Origin of the sequence: Streptomyces herbicida, from assembly GCF_032656585.1 — a bacterium.
GTDB classification, from domain to species: Bacteria; Actinomycetota; Actinomycetes; order Streptomycetales; family Streptomycetaceae; genus Streptomyces; species Streptomyces herbicida.
This window is the reverse complement of sequence record NZ_JAUYWJ010000077.1, coordinates 1-2,055: the sequence shown is the minus strand read 5'-3', so window position 1 is coordinate 2,055 and position 2,055 is coordinate 1. Positions and strand designations below refer to the sequence as shown.

General features: G+C 69.9%; 1 protein-coding gene. It reads left to right on the top strand.

Annotation, left to right across the window (positions count from 1 at the left end; translation table 11 throughout):
* Window positions 1-2,055: amino acid adenylation domain-containing protein (locus Q8A52_RS48780; protein ID WP_316765143.1), on the top strand; the 2,055-nt coding region annotated here is incomplete at both ends.

Below are 2,055 nucleotides of genomic sequence, written 5' to 3'. Positions count from 1 at the left end.
ACACCCCCACCGTCCACCTCGACACCCTCGACCTCAGCGACCAACCCACGCACAATCCCACTCCCCAGCTCAGTCCCCATCACCCCGCCTACGTCATCTACACCTCCGGCTCCACCGGACAGCCCAAGGGCGTCGTCAACACCCACCGGAACGTGGTGCGGCTCTTCGACGCCACGCGGAAGTGGTTCGGGTTCGGCTCGGACGACGTCTGGACGCTGTTCCACTCCTACGCCTTCGACTTCTCGGTGTGGGAACTGTGGGGAGCGCTACTGCACGGGGGTCGGCTGGTGGTGGTGTCCTACGAGGTCAGCCGGACGCCGGGCGCGTTCCTGAACCTCCTCGCCGACGAGGGCGTCACCGTCCTCAACCAGACGCCGTCGGCCTTCTATCAACTGGCCCAGGCGGACGCGGACGCCCGGCGCCAACTTGCCCTGCGCACCGTGGTGTTCGGCGGTGAGGCGCTGCAGCCGTCCCGCCTCGCCGACTGGTACCGGCTCCACTCCGACGACGCGCCGGTGCTCGTCAACATGTACGGCATCACCGAGACCACGGTGCATGTGACGTACCAGCCACTGACCCGCGAGCGGGCCACCGCCGCGGCGGCCAGTGTGATCGGTGTCGGCATCCCCGATCTGCGCACTTACGTGCTGGACGGCGGCCTGCGGTTGGTGGCGCCCGGGGTGGTGGGCGAGCTGTACGTCGCGGGCGCCGGCGTGGCCCAGGGGTACCTGGGGCGGCCAGGACTGACCGCTGAGCGGTTCGTCGCCGACCCGTACGCCCCCGAGCCCGGTGGCCGGATGTACCGCACCGGCGACCTGGTGCGCCGTAACACCGACGGCGAACTGGAGTTCATCGGCCGCGCCGACCACCAGGTCAAGATCCGAGGCTTCCGCATCGAACCCGGCGAAATCGAGGCTGTGCTGTCCGGCCACCCGGGTGTGGTCGAGGCGACGGTGGTGCGCCACGAGCAGTCCGGTGACGCCCGACTGGTGGCCTATGCGGTCGCGCGGGAAGCTCTCCGAGCCGAGGACCTCAAGAAGTTCGCGCGGGACAGGCTGCCCGAGTACATGGTGCCGGCCGCAGTCGTACTGCTCGACCGCATGCCACTCACAGCCAACGGCAAACTGGACAAGGCCGCGCTGCCGGAGCCGGACTTCACGGCCCCGGTGTCGGTGCGCGAGGTACGTACCCCGCAGGAACAGATCGTGTGCGACCTGTTCGCGCAGGTCCTCGGGCTGCCCCGGGCAGGTGTCGAAGACGACTTCTTCCAACTGGGCGGGCACTCCCTGCTGGCCACCCAGCTGATCGCCCGCATCCGGGCCTCGTTCGGCGTCGAAGTGGAACTGCGCGCGCTGTTCGAAGGCCCGACCCCGGCGGCGGTGGCGGCCCTCCTCGACACCGCCGGACCCGCTCGACCGGCGCTCACGGTGCGGCAGCGGCCGCCGGTCCTTCCCCTCTCCTCAGCACAGCGACGGCTCTGGTTCCTCCATCGGATGGAGGGCCCGAGCGCCACGTACAACATCCCGCTCGTCGTCCGGCTGACCGGTCGACTGGACCACGACGCGCTCCGCGCTGCCCTGGCCGATGTCGTCGCCCGGCACGAGAGCCTGCGCACGGTGTTTCCGGAGGCGGAGGGCGTACCGTGCCAGCAGGTGCTGGCCCCCGAGGACGCCGTCCCACGCCTGACCGTCACGCCTACGACCGAGGCCGACCTACCGGCCGCCCTGGAGACGGGTGCCCGTCACGCGTTCGACCTTGCGGCCGAACCCCCACTGCGGGCCGAGTTGTTCAAGCTGTCGGAGCAGGAACACAGGCTGCTGATCGCGGTACACCACATCGCGGGTGACGGCTGGTCGATGCGGCCGCTGTCGCGCGAGCTGACGGAGGCGTACGCCGCCCGCACCCAGGGCCAGGCACCCGACTGGCCGCCCCTGCCCGTCCAGTACGCCGACTACACCCTGTGGCAGAACGAACTCCTCGGCGACCAGAACGACCCCGACAGCCTCTTCGCCACCCAGATCACCTACTGGACCAACCAACTCAACGCAATCCCCG